The sequence below is a fragment of the Xanthomonas sp. WHRI 10207 genome (assembly GCF_040202975.1).
Taxonomy (GTDB): Bacteria; Pseudomonadota; Gammaproteobacteria; order Xanthomonadales; family Xanthomonadaceae; genus Xanthomonas.
The window spans coordinates 56628-74162 of sequence record NZ_JBEGDX010000007.1; the positions used below are offsets into that span (position 1 = coordinate 56628).

Here is a 17535-nt window from a genome sequence, read left to right on the forward strand (position 1 = left end):
CTACCGTTGTGTAGCAGTTTTGTCTGTGGGTACCCAACATTTTGTGCCAGCGGTGTCATGCTTAGTGCTGTGTGCATGATGTTTTAAGGCCGGCGGGCCACAGCAGTGTGCCAAGCCCATCACTGCGGCGACGGTTCGGGCAACAGCTGCCGCGCCTGGCCCCAGGTGAGCATGGCATCCAGTGCGGGGCATAGGGCCTGGCCCCATGGCGTGAGGCGGTAGTCCACCTGTAGCGGCACCTGCGCGTACACGGTGCGGAGCACCAGGCCGTCGCGTTCAAGCAGGCGCAGCTGTTGGGCGAGCATCTTCTGCGAGATGGCGGGAATCAGCCGCTCCAGATCCGAGTAGCGCTGCACTTTGCCGTCGAACAGGTGGAACAGCAGCAGCAGTTTCCAACGGCCTTCAATCAGTTTGAGCAGGGCTTCGACATCGCATGCGGCGGTGTCCGGAGTGTGCGGCTTTCCCATGGGTGCGTGACTTACCTTTGCGTGCGTTCTTGCGTCGGGTGATGCCGCTTCCGATCATGGCATACCGTTTCCACCAGACATCGCTGCCATGTCGCTTGCCCTGCCCCACGCCATTGCCTGCTTCTTTGCCGCCAGCAACGCCGGCGATGCCACCGAGCTGTTGCCGCACCTTGCCATTGATGCGGTGGTGCACGATGAGCGCCGCGAGCACCGTGGCGCTGCCGCCATTTCGGCGTGGCTGGCACAGACGCAGGCCACCACGCCGTATCGCGCGGTGCCGCTTGGCGCGCACACCCAGGGCGAGCAGGTGCGCGTCACTGCACAGGTGTCCGGCGATTTCCCGCAGAGCCCGCTGCAGCTGGAGCATGTGTTTCAGTTGGTGGGCGGCAAGATTGCGGCGTTGCAGATTCATTGACTAGGCATGCCGGCGTGTTGCGCCGTTAGCACGTGCCGGGTGCCCTGCTGCCACAGCAGTCGGTACTGCGTTTCGCCATGACGAGCGCTACCACTGCGCGATGGATGCGCTGTCGCGTGCGTGATCACCGGCAGTGGCGATCATCTTCTACAACCTCTCTCTCTTTTGGAGCCAGCCAGCTGATGCATGCCCTTATCGTTGTTGCCCATCCCGAGCAGCGCTCGCACACACACGCGGTGGCCGCGCAGATTAGCGAAGCGCTGCTGGCCTCAGGCGGGGCACATACATTTGAAGTGGCCGACCTGGCGCAGGAAGGCTTCGACCCGCGCTTTACGCAGGCCGATGTAGCGCTGTTTTCGGGGCAGGCCGGAGCGCCGCCCGATGTGGCGGCCGAGCAGGCGCGGCTGGATCGCGCGGATGCATTGGTGCTGGTGTTCCCGATTTACTGGTGGTCGCTTCCGGCGCTGCTCAAGGGCTGGATCGACCGCGTGTTTACGCTGGGCTGGGCGTTCGATGAAGACGCCAACGGCAAGATCGTCAAGAAGCTTGGGCGTCTTGGCGTGCATGTGGTGGCGATCGGCGGTGCGGATGAGCGCACCTATGCACGGCACGGCTACTTCGGCGCGATGAAGACGCAGATCAATCACGGCATCTTCGATTTTTGCGGCGCGCCGGTGCGCACCACGGAGTTGCTGACAGTGCCGGACCCCGCATTCCCGCAATCGCACTTTGCCACCGCGCGGGCGGTGGGTGAGCGGGTGTTTGCTGAGAGCGTGTAGCGAATGTTGCAGAGCGGCGTGCTGCGATCCTGCAGCCAAGTGGTCAATAGCCGATGTGTCTGCCGCCGCAGCGGGTTATTCAAACGGCCGCGGAGACGGTTGCCGGTTCTTGGCGTAAGTCTGGTACAGCCCTGCGGCGCGCTCGTCTGCGACGACGTTTTCGATGCTGCTCAGCCCTTTCGCGGCGATGGCCGACGACGCCTTGCCATCGCCCAACAGGTAGGCCAGGCGCAGGTACGCCGCGCTATCCACCAGATTTTTGTGCTCGGTGTCGCTGGCGTAGACCTCGGCCAGGCCGTAGTAGGCGTACAGGTTTCCGGTGGCTGCGGCCTTGCTCAAGATCTCCAGGCCTGGGTAGAAGCGGCCGCTCACTGCAGTCTTGGTGCCGTAGAGCACCGTTGCGGCTTTGTTGCCTGCTTGCGATTCGGCCTTTAGCTGGGCCAGGTCCATGCGGTCCAGTCGCGCGCGTTCGGCGTGCGAGGGGTAGCCGTGGGTCAGCAGCCACTGCGCTTCTGCCTGGGAGTTGGCCACCAACGGGCTGCTGATTGGGCACGTGTGTGCACCGCGCTCGCACAGGTACTGCGCTGTGTCGGCGCCGGTTGCAGCTGGATGGGCAACCGATATTGGTGTTGGGTTGTTTGAAGCGGCAGTGCGGTTGGCCGTGGCTGCGTTGCGGCCGAGCGCACTGGCGGTTGATGCGGCATCGGCTTGGGTGTGTTGCTGTGCGCGTGCGCAGCCGGCCAAGGCCACTGCAACGATTGCCGCGAACAGGATGCCGGTCGGTTTCATCTCACTCTCCTTGTGGATGCAGTGACGACGGCAGTTACCCATCATCGCCGCCATTGCGCGTTACTGACGAATGCGCACCTTGGCGTGCAGCGATTGCGTGGTCAAGACCGATGCAGCCACGCTGCCTGCGATCAGGCCGGTGCGCCACCGTCGCCATTGATCGCCCATTGCGCAGCAAACGCGCGTTGATACGCCGGCCGGCTTTCGCCACGGGCGACGTAGGCCTGCAGGTTGGGGAAGGCGTCCAGCAGGCCGGTGAGTTTGATGCGGATGAGCACGGAGATCATCAGCAGGTCGCCGGCGCTGAAGTCGCCTTCCAGCCAGGTGCTGTCGCGCAGATGGGCGCTCAGATGCTGCAGGCGGCGGTTGATGCGTTTTTGCAGCAGCGGCAAGCGCTCTGCCATCCAGGGCTTGTCGGCTTCCAGCAGCAGGGCGTTGCCCAGTTCCAGCATCGGCGGCTCGACGGTGTTGAGGGCGGCAAACATCCAGGCGATGGCACGGGCACGGGCGTTGTCGTCGTGCGACAGCAAGCCAGCATGGTGCTGGGCGATGTGCAGCACGATGGCGCCGGTTTCGAACAAGGCCAAGCCATCCTGCTCGAAGGTGGGGATCTGGCCGAACGGGTGGATGGCCAGGTGCGCCGGTTCCTTGATCGCACGGAACGGCAGCAGGCGCACCGCGTAGGGTTGGCCCACTTCTTCCAACGCCCAACGCACACGGGTGTCGCGCACCAGCCCCTTGCCGCCGTCGGGCGAGCGCTCGAACGCGGTGATGGTGATCGTCATGGTCGAAAGACTCCGTGTGGCCGGCGGCTGAGGGCCTAGCGTACGCCGGAGAGACGCGCGGCCGCTGCGGGCAGTGACTCGCCTCGATGACGCGTGGATCGGTTGTCTGTCTCGCCTGCGCTGGCGCCGCACAGGTCGCGGCAAGCGCCGCATCCCTACGCGTTGGTATGGCCGTGGCAGGTGCCCTCGGCCTGGCGGCGGCAGCAAGTGCCCGACCAGCCAACGCCCGCTGACAGCGCCGACCGCAGGCACGGCACGGCCCGCCCGAATCGTTTTGCACTGCACAACGGTCGCGCCCGGTTGCCCGGTTGGCGGGGTGTTTTTAGGCGTAAAGCGCCTGCGCCTTTGCGTAATCAGGCCGATTGAGACGTTTTGCCATCCTCGTCTCACTTACCCGTTATACCGTGCTCAACATCACACACTTGTGTGACGGAACGCACATTTATAGCCGGAAAGGAGAGTCGTCATGATCGATCAGGGACTGGGTTTGCAGACGCAGCCTATGGGGACGCGAGGTGCTGCAGGGCATGCATGGGCCGGGTTTTTCCGCAGCGTGGCAACACCATTTGGCAATGCCCCGCCGGGTCGCCTGCCACCCGCGCCCCGGCCAGACAGCCTCACCCTCAAGCGCCTGTTGCGTAAAAGCGCGCGCCGCCTGGTGCGGACGCTGCCCTGGCGGCATCAGGACCGGCTGTATTTCTTGAACACGTTCGGGCGGCTGCCCAATCTGTACCACCCCACCTGCTTCAACGAAAAAGTGCTGTACCGCAAATGCGTGCACGGCGATTACCCGCTGTATCAGCGCCTGGCCGACAAGGTGGCAGTGCGGCCGTATGTGGCGGCGCGGATCGGCCAGGCGCATCTGATTCCGATGCTGCTGGACAGCGCCAACCCCGACGATCTGCTGCGCCTGCCGCGCTGGGAGCAGACGGTGATCAAGGCCAATCACGGCGCGAGCATGGTGGAAGTGGTGCGCGATGAGCCGGACGCGGCGCAGCGGCAGCGCATCGTGGCGCGTTGCAAGGACTGGCTGCGCACCGACTTCTCCGACATGGAGCGCGAGATCCATTACCACAACATCCCGCCGCGCATTCTGGTGGAGCAATACATCGGCGACGCGCAGCAGGTGCCGGTGGATTACAAGTTCCATATGTTCCGGCAGCCGGATGGCCGGTTTCAGTACGTGCTGCAGGTGATCTACGGCCGCTTCGACACGCCCAAGCTGTCGATGACGTTCTTTGTGGACAACCTGCACACGCCGTTCCACCGCATCCGCGACGACGGCCGCTCACCGCCATGCGCACCGGCGCTGCTGGAGCAGGCGCTGGAATTGAGCAAGGTGCTGGCGAGCGACTTCGATTACGTGCGCGTGGATTGGTATATCCAGCAGGGGCAGGTGTATTTCGGCGAACTCACCTTCACTCCCGGCGCCGGCATGGTCACCGGCCTGGACCGCGGGCTGGACCGGATGATGGGCGATATGTGGGTGCAGCGGCGCGCACCGGTGGAAGCGCGATTGCCGGCATATGGCATGGGTATGCGGGTGCCGGTGCGGTGAGGCATGACCGCAGCCGCAGCACCGTTGCGATGACGATACAGCGCACCAGCGATGCCTGCAGCGTTTCGGTGCGCCATGCACAAGCGTTGCGGGTGGTGGTTAGTGATGTGCTGCTGTGCGCATTGCGGCAGCACGCGCGGAACGCACGCGATGCCGAGGATTCGATCGATCATGCGATCGCCGCCGCGCTGTATCCGCAATACCGGGCACCGCAGGCGTGCCTACCCGATCGGCTGGGCCACGCCTGCATGTTTGGCAAACTCGCCAGCGGCCCAGTCCAGAAACACACGCACCCGTGGCGACAGTTGGCGGGCGCGGGAATACAGCAGCGACACCGGGTTAGACGGTGGCGGTGTATCGCGCAGGATTTCCACCAGCGTGCCCTGTTGCAGGTCGTGGGCCACATGGAAGCGCGGCACCTGTGCAATCCCCAGGCCCAGGCGGATGCCGGCCAGATAACTCTCTGTGCCGGTGACGGTGAACAGGCTGGGTGGCGCGAACGTACGCAGTCCTTGCGCGGTCTGAAACTCCAGCGGGGTGATCACGCCGGTGGTGATGGAGCGCAGGCCAACCATGCGGTGCGCGTGCAGCGCATCGAGCTGCGTGGGCGTGCCGAAACGCAGCAGGTACTCCGGCGTGGCACAGGTCAGGCGTTCGAGCACGGCAACGCGACGCGCGACCAGTTCGCTGTCGCGCAGCGGGCCGTAGCGCAGCACGCAGTCGATGCCTTCCTCCACCAGATCCACCCAGCGGTCGCTCTCGCTCATCGCCAGCTGGATCTGTGGGTATTGCGCAAAGAACGCCGGCATCCCGGGCAGCAAAAAGTGACGCGCCAGCGTGCCCTGCACCTCCACCCGCAGCAGCCCTTTGGGTGCCACACCACGGAAGCCGCCTTCGGCATCGTCGATGTCGTCGAGGATGCGCACGCAGCGTTGATGGAAGAGCTCGCCATCGAGCGTTGGCCGCACCACCCGCGTGGTGCGTTGTAACAGGCGCACGCCCAGACGCGCTTCCATCTCGGCGATGACCTTGGTGGCGGTGGAGCGCGGAATGTCCATGTCGTTGGCGGCCGCGGTGAAGCTGCGGCGCTCCACGATGCGCACAAACAAGCGCATTGCAGCGAACCGATCCATTGCACCCTCTGCCCACTGTTCGGGCGCTGGAAACAGTGCTGTGCATTCTAGTGTGATTATCGCCGTGTCATTGCGTTGGATAGTTTCGCAACGCCGCAGCCCGCGGCTTTGACGGAGAACTTCCCATGACGCAGCAACACAAGGTCGCGTTGGTTACCGGTGCCTCACGCGGTATTGGCGCCGCCATTGCCCAGCGCCTGGCCGGCGATGGTTTCACGGTGGTAATCAACTATGCAGGCCACGCTGCCGATGCCGAACAACTGGCGCACAGCATCGAGGCGGCCGGCGGCCATGCCATCACCGCGCAGGCCGATGTCAGCGACGCGGCCGCGGTGGCGAGCCTATTCGATTCGGCCGAGTCCGCTTTTGGCGGTGTGGATGTGCTGGTCAACAACGCCGGCATCATGCAGCTGGCCACGCTGTCAGACAGCGATGACGCGTTGTTCGACAAGCACATCGCGATCAATTTGAAAGGCACTTTCAACACGCTACGCCAGGCCGCACGGCGGCTGCGCGATGGCGGCCGCATCATCAACCTATCCACCAGCGTGGTGGGGCTGAAGCTGGAAACCTATGGCGTGTATGCAGCCACCAAGGCGGCGGTAGAAACGCTGACGGCGATCTTGTCCAAGGAATTGCGCGGTCGCGCGATCACCGTCAACGCGGTGGCGCCGGGGCCCACAGCCACGGCGCTGTTCCTGGACGGCAAACCGCCGGAGCTGATCGAACGCTTGTCCAAGGCCAACCCGCTGGAACGCCTTGGCAGTCCGGAAGATATCGCTGCGGCGGTGGCGTTTTTGGCTGGCCCCGATGGCGGCTGGATCAATGGGCAGGTGCTGCGCGCCAACGGCGGCATGGTCTGAGCCGCTGTGGCACGCCGCATTGCGCACGCTGCTGGCTTTCCCATCAAGGAGCAATGACATGAGCAAACGCATTCTGGTCACTGGCGCGTCCAGTGGATTCGGACGACTGACTGCCGAAGCACTGGCAGCCGCCGGCCACACCGTCTACGCCTCCATGCGCGATACCGCCGGCCGCAATGCCGGTGTTGCGCAGGAGATCGCCGACTTGGCAGGTACGCGGCAGCTGGCCTTGCATGCCGTCGAGCTGGACGTGCAATCGCAGGCGTCGGCCGACGCGGCGGTGGCTTCCATCGTGGCCAACGCAGGCGGGTTGGACGTGGTGGTGCACAATGCCGGGCACATGGTGTTCGGCCCGGCCGAAGCGTTCACTGCCGAGCAGCTGGCGCAGGTCTACGACATCAATGTGCTGGGGACGCAGCGGGTGAACCGCGCGGCGTTGCCGCAGTTGCGAGCACAGCAGCAAGGCCTGCTGGTGTGGGTGTCCAGCAGCAGCTCGGCAGGCGGCACGCCGCCGTATCTGGCACCCTACTTCGCGGCGAAGGCGGCGATGGATGCGCTGGCGGTGCAGTACGCGCGCGAGCTGGCGCGCTGGGGCATCGAGACCTCGATCATCGTGCCCGGTGCCTTTACCAAGGGCACCAATCACTTTGCCCGTGCCGGTGCCCCGGATGATGCCGCACGCGCAGCTGCGTACGAGGCAGGCCCGTATGCAGGGTTTGGCGAACAGGTGCAGCAGGCGTTTGCGCGGATCGTACCGGAGGATGCAGACGTGGCCGAGGTGGCTCAGGCCATCGTGCGGGTGGTGGATACGTCATTCGGCAAGCGCCCCTTCCGCGTGCATATCGACCCGGCCGGTGATGGCGCCGATGTGGGCTTTGGCGTACTCGATCGCCTGCGTGCAGAGATGCTGCACCGTGTGGGATTGGGCGATCTGCTGGCACCACGCGTAGTGAGGTGATGGGATGCGGCAGGGGTTGGGAGCGCCTGCCGGCTATGCTCTGTTGCGCTGAGTGCGCTGAGTGCGCTGAGTGCGCAGATGCAACTGCGCGCGGCAGTGTTGCTGGTTGGGGTGCCGGCGTGGTGATGGTGCTCGCACCACGCCGGCATCCTTGCTGCAGCGCTGCAGTGAGCTGGCGCTTGCGCGGACTGGCGTTCGGCCATGCAGGCCTGACGTCGGATCGCGCCCGGGTGCGCTCCAATGCGCCAATCCAGACTTGGTGTGTTTCCTCAACGCTTACAAGGACGTCGCTGTTGTTCATCGGTTCGTTGCGCATCCTCTGGCCTTGGCCCTGGTTGGCCTGATGGCTTCCTGCAGCGAACCCTTGCACTGGTCCCTGCGCGCTCTGATTGGAAGCCGACGTCGTAAGGCGATCGACAGATCCATGACATGTCGATGCTATCGAGCAGGCAGGCAGACGCGACTGGTCGACGACAACGACAACGACAACGACAGCACGCTACACCCCACCCAACGGGCGCAGGCACAGCCAGATCGCATACCAATGCGACAACGCCCCGCCCAGCACGTGGGCGTGCCAGATGGCGCGGTTGTAGACCAGGGATTTGCGCACGTAGAACGTCACGCCCACGGTATAGAACGCGCCGCCGGCAACGATGAGCCAGAGCACGGCGCTGTCCAGGCCGGCGATCATCTGGTCGACCACCACGATTCCGGCCCAGCCCAGCAGCAGGTAGATCGCCACCCAGAAGCCCTTGGCGATGCCGGGCAGGCAGAGCTTGGCGAACACCCCGAACAAGGCCACGCTCCAGACCGTCAGGATCATGGCCCAGCGCCAGCTGCCATCGAGCGCGACCAGAAAGAACGGCGTGTACGAGCCGGCAATCATCACGAAGATGCCGGCATGGTCGAACTTGCGCAGCATCGGTTGGCGCAGCGGCGGGGCGAAGTTGTACGCCGCCGAGCAGGCGAACATGGTCAACAGGCCCAGCGCATACACGCAGGTGGCCAGCAACATGGTCTGGTTGGCGTGGGCGCGCCACACCATCCAGATGCCGCCGACGACGGACAGGAACAGGCCGGCGGCATGCACGATCACATCGGCACGGCGGGCAGCAGGGGTTTTGTAGTGCGGGGCAATGGCGCGGGGGGGCACGGACACGGCGGGTCTTCGAGGGGGAGGGCGCCCAGCAGCGTGCAGCGTCGGCGTGACGCGGTGGGGGCAACAGGATACCCGCTTGCTGAATCCGCTCAGTGAGGCAGGCTGGGCGGTTGCGCGCTGGTTTGACGGACACACGCTTCTCTGCCCGGACGACCACGACGATGGACTTGATCAGGACGTGGAATCTCCCCATAGCCCTGTCGCGTTGACTGCTGGGCTATCTAAAGAACCTTTCCACAACGCGCCCGCTTATTAAGGCATCCTTTAATAGCCCGCACTGGTAGTAAAGGATCCTTGCATGACACGTGTCACCGGCACATATGCCGTCATCAAGACGCATGACGAGACCGTACGGGCATTCGTTCCGGCTCCGCTCCCACCAGCTGCCCCTGTGCTGGATTCGGCTGCGTATCTGGAGCGTAATCGCCTTGCAGAGGTCGCACTGGCACGGCTGACGGGGATGGCGGGCCTGGTGGCGTCGAGCGAGTGGCTGATCTACAGCGCTGTTCGGCAAGAAGCGCTGTTGACTTCGCAACTTGAAGGCACGCAGGCCACCCTGACCGATGTCTTCGACGATGAGGCGGGGTTGGCGGTGACCAATGCAGACGATGTGGAAGAGGTCACCAACTATCTGCAGGCGTTCAAGTTCGTCCGCGAGCAGTTGCATGCGCCAACAGGACTGCCAATCTCGCTGCGCTTGCTGACCGAGGCCCACAGGATTCTATTGGCCGGCGTGCGTGGCGCCCACAAACTGCCGGGCAGCATGCGCACCAGTCAGAATTGGATCGGCGGGACCCGGCCTGGGAATGCCGCATTCGTGCCACCGCCGGCCGATCGCCTGGCCGAGGTGTTCGGTGATTTGGAGCATTTCATCCATGACACACAGCCCACGCTGCCACCGCTGGTACGGATTGCGTTGGTGCACGCGCAATTCGAAACCATCCATCCTTTTCTGGACGGCAACGGCCGGATCGGGCGGTTGTTGATCGCGGCCCTATTGGAAGACTGGCAGTTGCTGCCAGAGCCGTTGCTGTATGTGTCCGGCTACCTCAAAGCAAAGCAAAACGACTACTACCGGCACCTGTCAGCCATCCGCACGCATGGCGATTGGGAAGCATGGGTCGCGTTCTTTCTGGAGGCTGTGGAGGCCTCGGCCGAGCAGGCCCAGCGCAACATTGTGGCGATCGCCGCCTTGATCGCCGCCGATCGCAAGCGCGTGCTGAGTACCGGCAGCAGTACCTTGCAAGCGCTACGCCTCTACGAGTTGCTGCCCACCATGCCCAAGCTCACCGTCGACCGCGCCCAGCAAGCGCTGGAGGTTTCCTATCCCACCGCGCGCGCAGCCGTCACGACCTTGCAGGACATCGGTGTGCTGGTGGAAACGACCGGTCGCGCGCGCGGGCAGAGCTTCAGCTACCAAGCCTATGTGAACTTGTTGCGGGCTTAGAGCGACAGCGCACTGGCCCTCACGGCACCCGTTGCTGAATCCGCTCAGTGAGGCAGGCTGGGCGGTTGCGCGCTGGTCTCATACCCTGAGACACCTCCCCTGTCTCATGCCCCTCTTTGGGAGCCGCCGTATGCCTCCGTTTGCCCTCGCTCCCCGCACCGAAACCGCCGAACGCGCCCTGGCCACCACCGATGGCCGGCCCAGCCGCGATGGCGCGCTGCTCACGCAGCGCCTGGAACGGCGTTACCACGACCGCATCACCGGCAGCTTTACCCTGCCCGGGCGCGAAGGCCGTTACGCGCCGATTCCCGACGATGTGCCCAGCGCGCTGGCCGATGCCTTGCACGCGCGCGGCATCAGCCAGCTCTACAGCCACCAGGCCGACGCCTGGGCGGCGACGCAGCGCGGCGAGCATGTGGCGATCGTGACGCCCACCGCGTCGGGCAAATCGCTGTGCTACACGCTGCCGGTGGTGAGTGCGGCAATGACCGCCGGCGCCAAGGCGCTGTATCTGTTCCCCACCAAAGCGCTGGCGCAGGACCAGGTGGCCGAGCTGCTGGAGTTGAACCGCGCCGGCGAACTGGGCGTCAAAGCCTTTACCTTCGACGGCGATACGCCCGGCGATGCGCGGCAGGCGATCCGCCTGCACGGCGACATCGTGGTGAGCAACCCGGACATGCTGCACCAGGCGATCCTGCCGCATCACACCAAGTGGGCGCAGTTCTTCGAAAACCTGCGCTATGTGGTGATCGATGAGATCCACACCTATCGCGGCGTGTTCGGCAGCCATGTCACCAATGTGCTGCGCCGGCTCAAGCGCATCTGCGCGTTCTATGGCGCCAATCCGCAGTTCATTTTGTGCTCGGCCACCATCGGCAACCCGCATGCGCACGCGCAGGCCCTGATCGAAGAACAGGTGCATGCGATCACCGAATCCGGCGCACCCACCGGCGACAAACACGTGCTGTTGTGGAACCCGCCGGTGGTCAATGCCGATCTTGGCCTGCGCGCGTCGGCACGCTCGCAGAGCAACCGCATTGCGCGCATTGCGATCAAGAGCGGGCTGAAGACGCTGGTGTTCGCGCAGACGCGCTTGATGGTGGAAGTGCTGACCAAATACCTGAAGGACATCTTCGACCACGACCCGCGCAAACCGGCGCGTATCCGTGCGTATCGCGGTGGATATCTGCCCACCGAGCGGCGCGAGGTGGAGCGTGCAATGCGCGCGGGCAACATCGACGGCATCGTGTCCACCTCTGCGCTGGAACTGGGCGTGGATATCGGCGCGCTGGACGTGGTGATCCTCAATGGCTATCCCGGCAGCGTGGCGGCGACCTGGCAGCGTTTTGGCCGCGCCGGGCGGCGCCAGCAACCGGCGCTGGGCGTGCTGGTGGCCAGCTCGCAACCGCTGGACCAGTACGTGGTGCGACACCCGGATTTCTTTGCCGATGCCTCGCCCGAGCATGCGCGTATCGCGCCGGATCAACCGCTGATCCTGTTCGATCACATCCGCTGCGCGGCGTTCGAATTGCCGTTCATTGCCAGCGAGCCGTTCGGGCCGATCGACCCGCTGGTGTTTCTGGAAGCATTGGCCGAGAGCGAAGTGATTCACCAGGAAGGCGACCGCTGGGAGTGGATCGCCGACAGTTACCCGGCCAATGCGGTGAGCCTGCGTTCGGTGGCCGATGGCAATTTTGTGGTGGTGGACAAGACCGACGGCAAGCAGCAGATCATCGCCGAGGTGGATTATTCCGCCGCTGCGCTCACCTTGTACGAAGGCGCCATCCACATGGTGCAGAGCACCCCGTATCAAGTGGAACGGCTGGATTGGGACGGCCGCAAGGCGTACGTGACGCGCACGCATGTGGACTACTACACCGACAGCATCGACTACACCAAGTTGAAGGTGCTGGACCGTTTTGACGGCGGCGTGGCCGGGCGCGGCGACTCGCATCATGGCGAAGTGCATGTGGTGCGGCGCGTGTCCGGCTACAAAAAGATCCGTTACTACACGCATGAAAACATCGGCTACGGCCCGGTGAATCTGCCCGATCAGGAGCTGCACACCACCGCGGTGTGGTGGCAGTTGCCGCAGGCCACCTTGGGCAAGGCGTTCGCGTCCAAGCAGGATGCGCTGGATGGATTTCTGGGTGCGGCATATGCGCTGCATGTGGTAGCCACGGTGGCAGTGATGGCCGATGCGCGCGACTTGCAAAAGGCGGTAGGCAATGGCGACGGCGCGTGGTTTGCGGTGGCCGACCAGACCGGGCGCGGGCAACTGCGCGGTGTGGAAGAAGGCGAGCAAGGCGCGGTAGAACTGCAGCAGGCGTTCGTGCCCACGGTGTATCTGTATGACAACTTTCCCGGCGGCGTGGGCTTGAGCGAGCCGCTCTGGCTGCGTCAGGCCGAGCTGCTGCAGCGTGCGGACGAGCTGGTGCGCGGTTGCGATTGCACGGCCGGCTGCCCGGCCTGCGTGGGCCCGGTGCTGGCCGCGCATGAAGAGGGCAAAGGCGAGTCGCCCAAGTCGCTGGCCCTGACGGTGCTGGCGCTGTTGTTCGATGCCAATGCGCCGTTGCGCCATGCCACCCAGGTGGACGACGACTTGGCGCTGGACGTGCTTGCATGAGGGTGAGTGCAGACCGGCTGCGCTTGCTGCGTCGGCAGGCGGGGCACGCGGATGTGCGCGAGCCGGTGGCGGTTGCACACGGCGATGCAGCGCATGGCGCCGATGCCTTGCCTGCTGATGCCTTGCCTGCGGTTGCTACGGCCGGCGATGGTGTCGGTGGAGGGGCGGAACTGCATTCCAGCGCGGTTGAACCGCTAACCGGTGATACGGCTGTTGCGGGTGATGTGCGCATGGAAGCCGCACCTGTTATGCATGCAGCGGCGGCGCCGACGCGTGCCCCGGCAGTGCCGGTGGCTGGCTGCGATGCAGGCGTCAGCGCAGACCGCCTGCGTTTGCTACGCCGTCAGGTCGGTGGGCTGACGCCTGCGGCACGCAAGGACGATGCGGTGATGCCGACACGTGCGCAGCGCCAGCCTGCGCCGGGTCCCGCTGCTTCTGCGTCGCGCGCTTTGCCGCGCGAGACTGTTGCACCAAGCGCGCAGCCCGGCAGCGGAAGTGCTGTCAGTGCACCGCGTCCCCCGCACACCACACCGGCAATGGCACGCCGCGCGTTGCAGCAGCCGGTTGCCGCAGCGCCTGCGCGCGATAGCTCGGCGTTTGCCTGGGTGGACCACGATGTGCGTCACAAGCCGGCAGGCGCGACCGCCGATACGGCAGCGCGCGTGCCGGCTGCGCGCGCGGCACCTGCACTGCCCACATCCAACCCGGCACCGCAGCGACGCACCGATATCGCCGGCCTACGCAAGATGATCGGCCTGCGCGAGCGTGCGGTGTCGGCGCACACGCCGGTGCGCACGCCGTCCACCGATCGGCACCTGCCCGGCGACGAGATCGCACCGGGATTGCATCTGATCGAAGCGTTCCTGCCGCAGCCGATTCCATGCGAACCGCTCTCGCTGGCCTTCGCCAAACGCGAGGATGCGCTGCAGCCGGAGCACGTGCTGTTCTTCGACACCGAAACCACCGGCCTGGCCGGCGGTACCGGCACACGCGCCTTCATGATCGGGGTTGCGCAGTGGTGCACCGATGCCGCGCAAGGCAGCGGCCTGCGCGTGCGCCAGCTGATGATGTCCACCATGGCCGCTGAGAGCGCCATGCTGGAGTTGTTCTGCACCTGGCTCACGCCACAGACGGTGCTCTCCAGCTACAACGGCCGTTGCTACGACGCGCCGCTGCTGAAGACGCGGTACCGGCTGGCGCGGCGTGGTGACCCGATTTCTGCATTGGATCATGTGGATCTTTTGTTCCCTACCCGCCGCCGGTATCGCGGCACCTGGGAGAACTGCAAGCTGTCCACCATCGAGCGGCAGTTGCTGCGCGTGGTGCGCGAAGACGACCTGCCCGGCTCCGAAGCCCCGGCGGCGTGGCTGAGCTATCTACGCGGCGGCAGCGCGCGCAACCTGCGCCGCGTGGCCGAGCACAACCACCAGGACGTGGTGACGTTGTCGTTGCTGATGCAGCGGCTGGTGGCGGTGGAGGCACAGGAAAGAGAAGTGATTCCGTTGATGGAGTCGGTGTAGCGATCTGCCGCGAGCGCCGGCGATGCTGGCGGATCAGAGCGCATCAGATCTGGATATCGGTGATGCGGTGCGCTGGTGATCACGATCCGGCGACAAAAGTGCCCTGCCCCGTCACTTCTCATCGCGGTGCGGCTGCTTTCGCGTTGTTGCGGAGCGCAGCGAGCAGCATGCGCAGGTGGGCGATGAATCGTTGTGCGATAGCCGGCAGTCTGTCTTTCCGCAGCGTGTGCGCGATGGGCAAGATGCGGTGTTTCGGTGGTCAAGCCACGCAAAAGCGGCGACCCGAACGCTTGGCCGTCTTTGCGAAGAAGGCCGCCTTTTCAATGCAAAAGATGGGGCGCTGTCATATTCGTTTTTTTCGGCGGTCTTACAGTGCAGTTGCCGTTCCGTCCGCAGCGCTGGTTTCCATCGGCCTGCAGACCTAACCACTGACTCATGTGCAGCCTGCGAGTTCGCCGCCGTGCTGCGCTGTGCGTAATTGTCGGTTCGTCAGCTCGCCGCAGGAGCTGTCATCGACGCACACCAACGCACTGCGATGTGGCCGGGTTTATTGCGCACGTTGTGGGTTGAACCTGAATTTGAAGGATTGGCCGCATGGTTTCATTGTTGGATACACGGATCAGCCGACGTCGCCTGGTGGCAGCCGCCGCTGGTGCCTCGTTGCTGGGGTCCGCCCTGCCCGTACTGAGCGCCGCGCCACCGCCGGATGTGGGGCGCAAGTTCCTGCGCTCCCGTCAGCCGATGGCATTTGCCGGCAATACCTTCGTTGGCCACCTCGAACAACAGGGCGATGGCTACGACAGCTTCGACCGCGTGCTGGACATCTACCGCGAACTGCCCGGGCACCGCTTCGCGAACAAGTTCGCGCTGCTGCCGCCCAGCAGTTATCACGTGACCCTGCTGGGCGGCGTCAACGAGATTGACCGCGCAAGCGGGCCCTGGCCAAGCGATCTGGCGCGCGATGTGGCGTTGAGCGAGATCAATGCCGATGTTCTTGCGCGGCTGGCGCAACGCACTGCCGCGCCGTTGGGTGCGTGCCGCTTTGTGGTGAATCCGGCTGCGGCAAAGACCGACAACAACGACAATCTGCTCATCCCGCTGCAGCCTGCCGATGCGCAGACCGCACAGCGCCTGGAAACGGCGCGCCAGGCACTGATGACGCTGACCCGCTTGCAGCGCCCGGACTACATCAACTTCCAGTTTCATCTCTCGCTGGCCTACCTGTGCGAGACGCTCGATAGCGCAGAGCAGGCTGCCTATCGCGTTGCAGTGGGCGACTGGCTCAAGCGACTTGCGGCAGCGGGCCCGATCACGATCCCGCGCTTTCACTTTTGCACGTTTGCCGATATGGAGGCGTTTCGGACGGTGCGGGAGGTGTGAGGGCTGAGATTCGGGAGTGGGGATTCGGGATTGGAGTGAGGTGTGCGATCTCGCCAGTCCTCCGTGGGTGGTGCCTGAGAGCGGCTGATAAAACGTAGCGGGCAGCCGTGCGGTGTATTGGGAGAAAGCGCTCAGAACCGGATATACGGGAAGTAGGTGGTGCACCGCGCACCAGCCGCACTCAGCTGATGATGAGCGCAGTGGTTTTTTGTCAACAGCTCTACGGGGCGCAGTACAACGGCCAATTTTTCGCACGTGCGGCTTCACGCGTTTGCACTGATGGCAGTGGATCGGAAGATGCGATCACGCGACTGTGCCGCGCATTCCCACGTTAGGTTTCCAGAACAAGCGCGAGTGGAAGCAGATGCGGCGTCTGGAGCGCATCCGCAATTGCACGTGCCAATGGCGCGATCGTGACTTACATTGAGATGTGCAGATCTGCACCGCCGCCGCACAGCGGCGTGCTGTCGCGACGATTCACCGTGTGGCGTGCAACGACGGCACCCGCATTTACGGACGCGTCTCCACCACATCTGTGTGCATCTGCCAGGCGGCGAATTCCTGCTCGAAGTCTTCCAGGGTCAGCAGCCCCATGCAGGCATGGGCGCCGCTTGGCAGCACCTGCCCCGCGGCGAGTTTGCGCACCAACAGGATCGCCGCGAAACAGGGGATTTCCGGGCCATGCAACATCGCCGCGGTGAGGTCCCAACGCACGGTGAGCGGCTGTCCATCGCGCTCGCCGGTCAGCTCCACGCGCATGCCGCCCAGATCCGTGCCGAAGCGGTCGAACCAGCGCCCGGCGCGTGCGAACGCTGGCGCCAGACGCGTTATCGACACCGGCACACCGCGCTGGCGTAACCAGGCCAGCGCGGCCAGGCAGCGCTGCAGAAACGGCACCTCCAGCGCGGCGCGGAATTGAACGCTGCGCACGCCGGGGTAGCGCTGCGGCAGCAGGTCGTGGTCGGGCACATCGCAGGGCGATGCCAGCCGCGGTGCCAGCTGTGCAAATTGCACCCGCTGCGGCGATGCCCAGCCCACCACGGTCTGCCAACGGCCCTCCCTCCACCACGTAAACGGCGTGCCGCAGTACGACAGCGCCGCACGCACGGTGGCCAGCCCCAGCGGCGTGCCCTGCGCGGGCGCGATCACCATGCCAATGGCGTGCAGGGTCGACAAGCGCGGCAGCAGTGCGTCGATCACTGCACTGGACAGTGCGGGCAAGGTGCTGGCACCGCTGATCGCCACGCGGCCAGCGTGCTGTGCCAGGTCGTGCAACGCGTCCGGAAAATCGCGCACGAACGCGCGGCCGTCGGCCAGGTCGATGTAGTGCATGCCGGCCTGCAGACAGCTGCGCGCCACTGCATAGTCCTGGCCCTGGAATGGCCCGGCGGTGTGCACCACCACATCGGCCGCGGTAGCGGCCAGGCGCGTGGCGAAATCGTCGGCGGCACTATCCAGCCGGCATGCGGAAATACGGCCAGGCGCGGCGTCGGGCCAGGTCGCGGCGATCGCGCCGGGATGGCGCCCGGCAGCAATGACATGCAGGTGTGGCAAGGCGGCCAGCGCCCGCACGATGCGCGCACCGAAGTGCCCATAGCCGCCCAACACCACCACCCGGTACGTCATCGCCCGCTCGCCCTTCCGCCAATGCCC

Annotated in this window: 15 protein-coding genes; 9 read left to right on the forward strand and 6 right to left on the reverse strand. The window is 65.0% G+C overall.

Annotated features, from left to right (window positions below; all coding sequences use genetic code 11):
• Positions 1-119 precede the first annotated feature (119 nt).
• A complete protein-coding gene (locus ABQU90_RS19375; RefSeq protein WP_323520867.1) occupies positions 120-467 on the reverse strand; it encodes a winged helix-turn-helix transcriptional regulator in 348 nt (115 codons plus the stop codon).
• An 88-nt stretch (positions 468-555) separates the two neighbouring features.
• Here ABQU90_RS19375 and ABQU90_RS19380 point away from each other — a divergent pair, with 88 nt between their 5' ends.
• Together ABQU90_RS19380 and ABQU90_RS19385 are read left to right on the forward strand one after the other, a co-directional pair.
• A complete protein-coding gene (locus tag ABQU90_RS19380) occupies positions 556-882 on the forward strand; it encodes a nuclear transport factor 2 family protein (RefSeq protein WP_323520866.1) in 327 nt (108 codons plus the stop codon).
• 182 nt (positions 883-1064) lie between these two features.
• A complete protein-coding gene (locus tag ABQU90_RS19385) occupies positions 1065-1661 on the forward strand; it encodes an NAD(P)H-dependent oxidoreductase (RefSeq protein WP_323520865.1) in 597 nt (198 codons plus the stop codon).
• A 75-nt stretch (positions 1662-1736) separates the two neighbouring features.
• Here ABQU90_RS19385 and ABQU90_RS19390 read toward each other — a convergent pair whose 3' ends face one another.
• A complete protein-coding gene (locus ABQU90_RS19390) occupies positions 1737-2450 on the reverse strand; it encodes a hypothetical protein (protein WP_323520864.1) in 714 nt (237 codons plus the stop codon).
• Between the two features lie 131 nt (positions 2451-2581).
• Entirely contained in the window at positions 2582-3235 is a 654-nt protein-coding gene (locus tag ABQU90_RS19395) for a glutathione S-transferase family protein (protein ID WP_323520863.1), read from the reverse strand.
• Between the two features lie 481 nt (positions 3236-3716).
• On the opposite strand from ABQU90_RS19395, the gene ABQU90_RS19400 reads away from it, so the two are divergent.
• Positions 3717-4793: an ATP-grasp fold amidoligase family protein gene (locus ABQU90_RS19400; RefSeq protein WP_407078746.1), complete on the forward strand. Its 1077-nt coding sequence runs from the start codon at positions 3717-3719 to the stop codon at positions 4791-4793.
• 221 nt (positions 4794-5014) lie between these two features.
• On the opposite strand, the gene ABQU90_RS19405 is transcribed toward ABQU90_RS19400, so the two are convergent.
• On the reverse strand, positions 5015-5926 hold the full coding sequence (locus ABQU90_RS19405; RefSeq protein ID WP_323520861.1) for a LysR family transcriptional regulator: 912 nt from the start codon (positions 5924-5926) through the stop codon (positions 5015-5017).
• A 125-nt stretch (positions 5927-6051) separates the two neighbouring features.
• Between ABQU90_RS19405 and ABQU90_RS19410 the strand changes: the two genes are divergently transcribed.
• Together ABQU90_RS19410 and ABQU90_RS19415 are read left to right on the forward strand one after the other, a co-directional pair.
• Complete coding sequence (locus tag ABQU90_RS19410) at positions 6052-6789, forward strand: SDR family oxidoreductase (protein WP_323520860.1); 738 nt, start codon at positions 6052-6054, stop codon at positions 6787-6789.
• A 58-nt stretch (positions 6790-6847) separates the two neighbouring features.
• The gene (locus ABQU90_RS19415) at positions 6848-7747 is read left to right on the forward strand and encodes an SDR family NAD(P)-dependent oxidoreductase (protein WP_115552427.1); all 900 of its coding nucleotides are present in this window, start codon (positions 6848-6850) and stop codon (positions 7745-7747) included.
• A 499-nt stretch (positions 7748-8246) separates the two neighbouring features.
• Here the strand turns inward: ABQU90_RS19415 and trhA are convergent, their stop codons facing one another.
• On the reverse strand, positions 8247-8909 hold the full coding sequence (trhA, locus tag ABQU90_RS19420; RefSeq protein ID WP_323520859.1) for a PAQR family membrane homeostasis protein TrhA: 663 nt from the start codon (positions 8907-8909) through the stop codon (positions 8247-8249).
• Between the two features lie 298 nt (positions 8910-9207).
• Here trhA and ABQU90_RS19425 point away from each other — a divergent pair, with 298 nt between their 5' ends.
• The 4 genes from ABQU90_RS19425 (at position 9208) to ABQU90_RS19440 (ending at position 15882) form a co-directional block, all read left to right on the forward strand.
• On the forward strand, positions 9208-10356 hold the full coding sequence (locus ABQU90_RS19425; RefSeq protein ID WP_323520858.1) for a Fic family protein: 1149 nt from the start codon (positions 9208-9210) through the stop codon (positions 10354-10356).
• A 130-nt stretch (positions 10357-10486) separates the two neighbouring features.
• The gene (locus ABQU90_RS19430) at positions 10487-12982 is read left to right on the forward strand and encodes a DEAD/DEAH box helicase (RefSeq protein WP_161963768.1); all 2496 of its coding nucleotides are present in this window, start codon (positions 10487-10489) and stop codon (positions 12980-12982) included.
• Positions 12979-14502: a ribonuclease H-like domain-containing protein gene (locus ABQU90_RS19435; protein WP_323520857.1), complete on the forward strand. Its 1524-nt coding sequence runs from the start codon at positions 12979-12981 to the stop codon at positions 14500-14502. Before ABQU90_RS19430 ends, ABQU90_RS19435 begins: the two co-directional genes overlap by 4 nt.
• Positions 14503-15096: 594 nt before the next feature.
• A complete protein-coding gene (locus ABQU90_RS19440) occupies positions 15097-15882 on the forward strand; it encodes a DUF1868 domain-containing protein (RefSeq protein WP_323520856.1) in 786 nt (261 codons plus the stop codon).
• Between the two features lie 510 nt (positions 15883-16392).
• On the opposite strand, the gene ABQU90_RS19445 is transcribed toward ABQU90_RS19440, so the two are convergent.
• A complete protein-coding gene (locus ABQU90_RS19445) occupies positions 16393-17508 on the reverse strand; it encodes a saccharopine dehydrogenase family protein (protein WP_323520855.1) in 1116 nt (371 codons plus the stop codon).
• Between the last annotated feature and the right edge of the window lie 27 nt (positions 17509-17535).

Excerpts from the sequence above, each read along its gene's own strand:
- ABQU90_RS19375 (WP_323520867.1), bottom strand. The coding sequence starts at position 467 with ATGGGAAAGCCGCACACTCCGGACACCGCCGCATGCGATGTCGAAGCC.
- ABQU90_RS19440 (WP_323520856.1), top strand. The coding sequence starts at position 15,097 with ATGGTTTCATTGTTGGATACACGGATCAGCCGACGTCGCCTGGTGGCA.
- ABQU90_RS19405 (WP_323520861.1), bottom strand. The coding sequence starts at position 5,926 with ATGGATCGGTTCGCTGCAATGCGCTTGTTTGTGCGCATCGTGGAGCGC.
- ABQU90_RS19380 (WP_323520866.1), top strand. The coding sequence starts at position 556 with ATGTCGCTTGCCCTGCCCCACGCCATTGCCTGCTTCTTTGCCGCCAGC.
- ABQU90_RS19445 (WP_323520855.1), bottom strand. The coding sequence starts at position 17,508 with ATGACGTACCGGGTGGTGGTGTTGGGCGGCTATGGGCACTTCGGTGCG.
- ABQU90_RS19430 (WP_161963768.1), top strand. The coding sequence starts at position 10,487 with ATGCCTCCGTTTGCCCTCGCTCCCCGCACCGAAACCGCCGAACGCGCC.
- ABQU90_RS19415 (WP_115552427.1), top strand. The coding sequence starts at position 6,848 with ATGAGCAAACGCATTCTGGTCACTGGCGCGTCCAGTGGATTCGGACGA.
- ABQU90_RS19385 (WP_323520865.1), top strand. The coding sequence starts at position 1,065 with ATGCATGCCCTTATCGTTGTTGCCCATCCCGAGCAGCGCTCGCACACA.
- ABQU90_RS19425 (WP_323520858.1), top strand. The coding sequence starts at position 9,208 with ATGACACGTGTCACCGGCACATATGCCGTCATCAAGACGCATGACGAG.
- ABQU90_RS19395 (WP_323520863.1), bottom strand. The coding sequence starts at position 3,235 with ATGACGATCACCATCACCGCGTTCGAGCGCTCGCCCGACGGCGGCAAG.
- ABQU90_RS19435 (WP_323520857.1), top strand. The coding sequence starts at position 12,979 with ATGAGGGTGAGTGCAGACCGGCTGCGCTTGCTGCGTCGGCAGGCGGGG.
- ABQU90_RS19390 (WP_323520864.1), bottom strand. The coding sequence starts at position 2,450 with ATGAAACCGACCGGCATCCTGTTCGCGGCAATCGTTGCAGTGGCCTTG.
- ABQU90_RS19410 (WP_323520860.1), top strand. The coding sequence starts at position 6,052 with ATGACGCAGCAACACAAGGTCGCGTTGGTTACCGGTGCCTCACGCGGT.